This window comes from Pyxidicoccus fallax, from assembly GCF_012933655.1.
Classification (GTDB): Bacteria; Myxococcota; Myxococcia; order Myxococcales; family Myxococcaceae; genus Myxococcus; species Myxococcus fallax.
In genome coordinates, this window is record NZ_JABBJJ010000498.1 from 1 (window position 1) to 6779 (window position 6779).

Genomic DNA, 6779 nt, shown 5'->3' on the forward strand with positions numbered 1-6779 from the left:
TGTGTATAAGAGACAGCTCCACCACCATCCGGGTCAACAGGCACCCCGGCATCGTCCCGCGGGGAGGGGCCATTGCTTTTGTCGTCGTCACATCCCGCCGCCCAGAGCGCCAGGACGAGGGTTCCAGTCAACACCACGAGGCGCGCGTGCATCCCAAGCTCCTGAATCGAAGTACACAGGGACTTAGCCGACAGAATCCGATACAGGGGCCCCCTTGAATCGGGGCTGGGAAGCAGCCGACACTTGAGGGACGCCCGACTCCCCGGGGTGACCCGACGCGTTACCTGGTGGGAGTTCGTGGAGTCAGCGGTAACGCCAGTCGCGGTACAGGGGGTAGCGGGTGCGCATGACAACCAAGGCGGTGGATGAGATGGCAGGCGTGGACCCGAGCGCATTCGCGAACCGTCGGTCCGACGAGCGCGTGGCCGCGAAGTTCGAGGTTCGCTTCGAGCAGCAGCAGGACGCGGCGCGCGCGCTGCGCGCGTACTCGCTCAACATCTCCGCGGGCGGGCTGTGCCTGCGCACGCGCAAGGCCTACGACGTGGGCGCCCAGGTGCGCCTGTCCATGGCGATTGAAGGCGAGGAGTTCCACCTCACCGGCATCATCGCCTGGGTGCGCGACGACGCGGAGGCCATTGGCGTGCGCTTCACGGACGTGAGCGACGACGACCGCCTCCGGCTCCAGCGGGTGGTGGACAGCTTCAAGCGGTAGGCCCCGGCCGCCGGGCCGGGACGTCGAGAAGGCCGCTGCGCTTTCCTAGCGCCGGCCTTCTTCCGTCTCCAGGTGGCGGAACACACCCGAGTCAATCTCGGAGAAGCCACAGGCGGCGTAGAAGCTGCGCGTCTCGGGCGTGCTGGCCATGGGCGAGACGAGCTGGAGCTGCTTGACGCTCAGCACCTTGCAGCGCTCCAGGATCTGCTTGATGAGCGCCCGGCCCACGCCGCGCCGGCGCCACGTCTCCGTCACCACCAGCTCGTCCACGGTGGCCACGCGCCCGCGCAGGCGCAGCTGCGGCCGGTGGGAGAAGGAAATCATCCCCACGGGACGGTCCTGCGGGTCCCCGGCGACGAAGATTTCAATCTCCGGATGGCTGACCACCCAGTGCACGGTCTGCTGGTCCGTGCCCTGGGGATACCCCAGCTCACGCAGGAGCAACGCCATGGCCTCGGCGTCACCCCGGCGGGCGCGGCGGATACGGAAGGCGGGAGCATCGGCTCCAGCGACGGCGCTGACAGTGCGTACGATTGGTTGTGACAAGGCAGTCCGGAGTCTAACGAAAGGGCCGCCGTCCCTTCAAAGAGGAACGGCGGCCCCGAAGCCCGACGGGCGGTTTTCGTGTGGGTGCGGCGCTTACGGCTGCTCGGCCGCGAGCTTGCGGATGGCCTCGGTGATGTCGTTCTGCTGGGGCACCGACGCCATCTCCAGGCTGTCCGCCAGGCCGATGCCGGGCAGGAACTTGCCGGCCAGCAGCCGCGGCGGCGCCAGCAGCGAGAAGAAGAGCTCCTCGACGGTGCGGCGCACCAGGTGCTCGCCGAAGTTGGTCACCTCGGTGTCCTCGTTGACGAAGAGGACGCGGCCCGTCTTCTGGACGGACTGCTTGATCATCTCCCAGTCGTAGGGCCACAGCGAGCGCAGGTCGATGACCTCCGCGCTGATGCCCTCGTCGGCCAGCGTCGCGGCGGCCTTGGCGCACAGGGGCAGGGTGCGGCCGTAGCTGACCACCGTCACCTGCGAGCCCTCGCGCACGAGCTTGCCCTTGCCGAAGGGAATGGCGAACTCCTGCAGCTCCGGCCACTGCGCCTTCCACTGCGAGCGGTCGCCCAGCGGCGCGTCGATCATCTTCGACAGCGCGCGGTCATCGTCCGGCTCGCCGGGGATGCGCTCCTCGCCCTTGACGCGCAGGAGCGCCTTGGGCTCGAGGAACATCACCGGGTTCTGCTCCTTGCAGGCGGTGATGAGCAGGCCGTACGCGTCCAGCGGCGTGGAGGGCATGACCACCTTCCAGCCGGGGATGTGGGTCATCGTCGCGTCGAAGGAGTGCGAGTGGTAGATGGACCCGCGGATGCCGCTGCCCACCGGCGTGCGCACCACCATGGGCATGTTCCAGTCGCCGTTGCTGGACCAGCAGGTGTTGCCCGCCAGCTTGAGCAGGTCGATGGTGTTGTAGACGTAGTCGCAGAACTGGATCTCCGCGACGGGACGGCCGCCGCCCATGGCGATGCCCATGGCCGCGCCGATGATGCCGCGCTCGTCGAGCGGGGAGTTCCACGCCGTCTTCAGGCCCTGCGTGCAGGTGAAGACGCCGCCCAGCGGCATGCCGACGTCCTCGCCGAAGATGTCCGTCACGCCGAGGTTCTCCTCGGCGTAGTGGAGGGCCATCCGGATGGCCTGTGCCATGTTGGCCATGGGTTACTTGTCCTCCGCGTAGATGTGCTTCCAGATGGAATCGGGGTCGGGCTGGGGCTCGTCGCGGACCTGACGGGCGGCAGCGGCCAGCTCCTCGGTGTAGCGGTTCTTCAGGTCGTCCATCTGCTGCCGGGTGAGGACGCCCTCCTGCTCCAGCCGCGCCTCGAACTCCTTGAGGCAGTCCACCTCGTTGCCCACGAAGTTGGCGCCGGAGGCGGAGGAGTGCCCGTACAGACGAGACACCATGGCCTCGATGAAGTACGGCTTGCGCTCCTTGCGCACGTACTCCATGGCCTCCTTGAGCTCGTTGTAGGCCTCGATGGGGTCGTTGCCGTTGATGGTCTTCGCGGGGATGCCGAAGCCCCGGGCGCGGTCGGCGATGTGCTTCTCGCCGTGCTGCTCGTCACCCGCGGTGGAGATGCCCCACTTGTTGTTGGTGACGATGATGAGGATGGGCAGCGGGTTGGCGGGGCGGGTGCTCCACACCAGGCACGAGGCGAAATCGCCCTCGGCCGTGCCCGCGTCGCCACCGGTGACGATGGTGATGCCGTCACCGCCGTGGCGCTTCTGCATCATGGCCGTGCCCGGGGCGATGGCGTACTGCACCTCGATGGGCGAGGAGACGGGCGCCACGTTGTACTTCCGCAGCGAGAAGTGGCCGGCGAAGTTGCGGCCGCCCGAGTACGGGTCCGTGGCCGTGTTCTTCATCTGCCGGAGCGCGCCAATGGGCTCCTCGCCCAGCGCCAGGATGGTGCCGGACTGGCGGTAGTGGGCGTGCAGGTAGTCGTACGCCGGGCCCTGGCCCTTCTTCATGAGCATGCCCAGCGGGACGTTGAACGCCTCCTCGCCGGGGCCGCCAATCCAGAAGTACCCGTGGCCCTGCTTGTACATCTGGATGAGGCGCTCCTCGAGGGCGCGCGTTTTGACCATGAGGTCGTGAATGCGAAGCAGCAGCTCCTTTTCGAGCTGGAGCGGCGCGGACGCTTCTTTGATGAGACGTGGACGGGACACGCGCGTGCTTCCTCTATTCGAAGGGGACGCCCCTATAACCCGGATGCGCCCCCCCCGCTCAAGGACGCTGAAGGGCTCCCTGGCCAGCCGTCAGGCAAAAGGCATCTCCTGGCGCGGCGCGGCAATCAGCGGCACTCATTCGAGTTAGAACATGACCCGGCTAGTCGGGCTTCTGGCGCAGCGCGGCGGCGCGCGTGGCCAGCGCTTCCTGGCCGGCGCTTCGGGCCCGCTGGGAGAGGAGGGCCAGCGTGTCGTCGGACAGGCTCGCCGCGCGCGGGCCCGACAGCAGCGACTCGACGTCCTTGAAGCGGCCCGTCTCCACCAGCGCCAGGACGAGCGCGTGGCCCGTGCGCGGCGAGGGGGCCTCCGCGAAGGCCTTCTGGAGCGGACGCACCGCCAGCGAGGCCAGTCCGCTGTCCAACAACATCTCGCCCACCAGCGCCGGGTCGTGCGGACCCTCGGGCAGGTCCGGCTCCGGCGTCCTCACGGGCGCGGGCGCGCGGCGGGCCTCGGTGGCGCGCTCGGAAGGCGCGGCACGGGGGGCCTTCTTCAGCTCGCCTGGCAGGTGCTCCACGGAGGCGGAGCGGGCCTCGGGCTTGCGTCTCGGGGCGCCACGGCCGCGGGGTGGGGCGGCGGCGCGCGGGGCGCGGACCTCCTTCGGCAGCCGGCGGAGCTGCTCGAAGTTCATCACGCCGAACATCAGCGCCAGCAGCCCCATCCACACCATGTTCCAGCGGACGGCCAGGACGAGCACGCCCACCGCCGTGACGATGCCGATACCGTGCAGCACCCGCTCGTACCGGAAGCCGCTCCGGGCGCGCACCGCCGACGCCAGCAGGTGGCCCCCGTCCAGCGGCTGCACGGGCAGCAGGTTGAAGAGCCCCCAGCCAACGTTCACCCACAAGAGCTGCCGCACCGCCTCGCCCGCCAGTCCGCCCTGCTGTCCCAGCGGCGTGTAGCGCGACAGCACCCAGACGAGCCCTCCGAGCAGGAACCCCATCCCCGGCCCGGCGAAGCTCACCCACGCGGACTGCCCATGCGTGAGCCGCTCCTCCTGGCTGCCGGTGGTGGTGCCGCCCATGCCGTGCAGCTCGATGGCCGCCGTGCCGCCGAAGCGGCGGAAGGCCAGCGCATGGCCCAGCTCGTGGAGGAGCACGGAGACGAAGACGATGCCCATCCACAGCGCCAGCCGCGCGGGCTCTTCCAGCAGCCCCCAGCCCGAGGCGAAGGAGATGAGGAAGAAGAGCGGGTGGACGCGGACCGGAAAGCCGGCGACATGGAAGTGGGGCCGCATGCGCCACGCAATGCTAACCCGCGCCCCCCGAGCACGCCCGGTGAAGGGGAGGGGGCGCTCTTCGCACCGGACGTGAAGTGACACTGCAAGTTCTCCGTGCCCCCGTGCCTGGGACGAACGGAGGGGGGTGGGGTCCTCGCGAAGCGGGAGAAGTGCGATACAGTCCTCGTCCCCCCGCTCCCTCATCACATCGCGCCCGCCGCGAGCCCCTGGGTGTGCCCTTGTCCAGCACGAACACGCGTCTGAAACCCGCGCCCCCGCCCGAAGGCGACCCGGACTCCACGCCTCCGCCGGCCGAGCGGACGGCCACCCGCCAGGTCACCGCCACGGGCACCCGCGAGGCCACCGCCACGCGGCTGACCGCCCCCCTGGGCCTCGGGCATGTGGAGGCCACCAGCACCCTCATCGCCCCACTGGAGGCCGGTGAGCTGCCCAACGTGGCCTCCATCAAGGGCCCGCGGCTGGACCAGATCCTGCTGCTCACCACCGGCGCGCTGGTGGTGCTCATCGTCGGCCTGCTGGCCGCGCTGTCCGTCGCCTCCACGCAGTCCCAGTTCGAGGAGACGGCCCGCCGCTCCACGGAGCGCATCCAGGAGCAGGCCCGCGAGCTGGGCCGCACGGTGGGGCAGACCATCGCCCTCACCTCCGCCACCAACCTGCGCGACAACAACTACGCCTTCCTGGAGGAGGTGGCGGGCTCCGTCGTCAAGTCCAACCCCAACATCCTCCGCGTGCAGATTTTCGACCCGGACGGGGTGCGGATGGCGGACAGCTCGCCGGAGGCGAAGAAGGAGCCCGCGCCCGAGCCCGCCGCCGTGAGGAGCGCGGAGCGCCGGCTGGTGGAGGCCTTCTACCAGAACCAGCCCGTCTTCGAGATTCAAGAGCCCATCGACTACGGCTCCAGCAGCGGCAAGGGCCTGGTCGTCCTCAGCTACTCGCTGGGCGCGCTCCAGAAGCAGCTGGAGGAGCTGGAGCAGGACAAGCGGGCCACGGTGCGCTCCAACACGGTGCGCATGCTGGGGCTGGGGCTGGGCTTCGTGGTGCTGGCGGGCGTCATCGCCGCGTTCCAGAGCCGGCGCATCACCCGGCCGCTGGGCATGCTCACCGGCAAGGTGATGCAGCTGGCCGCCGGAGACCTGGGTGCCCGCGCCGGCACGGCCCGGGGCGCCGGCCGCGAGGTGGCCACGCTGGGCGTGGTGTTCAACCACATGGCCGAGCGCATCAAGGTGCTGCTCGACGACGTGCGCGCCAAGGCCCAGCTGGAGCGCGAGGTGTCGCTCGCGCGCACCGTGCAGGAGACGCTCTTGCCCGGCCGCGACGCCGTGCAGGTGGGCCCGCTGCGCATCGCCGGCCTCGTCGTCACCGCGGACGCGTGCGGCGGTGACTGGTGGTTCCGCGCCGGGCTGGACGAGCAGCGCGTCGTCATCGGCATCGGCGACGTGACGGGCCACGGCCTGTCCACCTCGCTCGTGGCCACCAGCGCCACCAGCGGCTTCGCCTCCGCGATGACGCTGCGCGAGCCCTCGCAGGTCAACGCGCAGATGCTCATCACCGCCCTCAACGTGACGCTGGCCAACGTGGGGCGCGGCGAGCACCAGATGTCCAGCGCCCTGGCCGTCATCGACGTGTCCAACGGCTACATCGACTACGCGGCGGGCGCGCACCCCAGCCCGCTGGTGTTCAACAAGCACAGCGGCCAGGTGGCCTCGCTGCCGGCGCGCGGGCCGCTGCTGGGCGCGTCCGTGACGTCCCAGTTCACCTCGCGTCAGGCGCAGCTGCGTCCCGGCGACGTGGTGGTCTGGTACACGGACGGCCTCACCGAGTCGCGCGACGCGCAGGGCCGCCTCTATGGCACCCAGCGCCTCGCCGCCGCGGTGCAGGCCAACGCCCACCTGTCCGCGGAGGCGCTGCGCGACGCGCTGCTCGCGGACGCGCGCGCCTACAGCGCCGGCCAGCCGCAGCGCGACGACATCACCGTCGTCGTGGCCGAGTTCAGCCCCGTCGCCTGACCTTCCCGTCTCCTGTTCCAGGACCCACACCCCGCCATGCGCCGCACACCCCGCACCC

At 70.2% G+C, this 6779-nt stretch carries 6 protein-coding genes; 2 read left to right on the forward strand and 4 right to left on the reverse strand.

Going from position 1 to position 6779, the window contains the following annotated elements; genetic code table 11:
- Window positions 1-346: 346 nt before the first annotated feature.
- Window positions 347-712 carry a TIGR02266 family protein gene (locus HG543_RS50000; RefSeq protein WP_169352054.1) on the forward strand — a complete coding sequence of 122 codons (366 nt, stop codon included), beginning with the start codon at window positions 347-349 and terminating at the stop codon, window positions 710-712.
- A 45-nt stretch (window positions 713-757) separates the two neighbouring features.
- Here HG543_RS50000 and HG543_RS50005 read toward each other — a convergent pair whose 3' ends face one another.
- From HG543_RS50005 to HG543_RS50020, 4 genes are all read right to left on the reverse strand, one after another.
- The gene (locus HG543_RS50005; RefSeq protein ID WP_246357872.1) at window positions 758-1162 is read right to left on the reverse strand and encodes a GNAT family N-acetyltransferase; all 405 of its coding nucleotides are present in this window, start codon (window positions 1160-1162) and stop codon (window positions 758-760) included.
- Between the two features lie 189 nt (window positions 1163-1351).
- Complete coding sequence (locus tag HG543_RS50010) at window positions 1352-2407, reverse strand: alpha-ketoacid dehydrogenase subunit beta (protein ID WP_169352056.1); 1056 nt, start codon at window positions 2405-2407, stop codon at window positions 1352-1354.
- A gap of 3 nt (window positions 2408-2410) precedes the next feature.
- A complete protein-coding gene (locus HG543_RS50015) occupies window positions 2411-3418 on the reverse strand; it encodes a thiamine pyrophosphate-dependent enzyme (protein ID WP_169352057.1) in 1008 nt (335 codons plus the stop codon).
- A 160-nt stretch (window positions 3419-3578) separates the two neighbouring features.
- Complete coding sequence (locus HG543_RS50020; RefSeq protein ID WP_169352058.1) at window positions 3579-4712, reverse strand: M50 family metallopeptidase; 1134 nt, start codon at window positions 4710-4712, stop codon at window positions 3579-3581.
- Window positions 4713-4933: 221 nt separating this feature from the next.
- On the opposite strand from HG543_RS50020, the gene HG543_RS50025 reads away from it, so the two are divergent.
- Entirely contained in the window at window positions 4934-6721 is a 1788-nt protein-coding gene (locus HG543_RS50025; RefSeq protein ID WP_169352059.1) for a SpoIIE family protein phosphatase, read from the forward strand.
- Window positions 6722-6779: the final 58 nt, after the last annotated feature.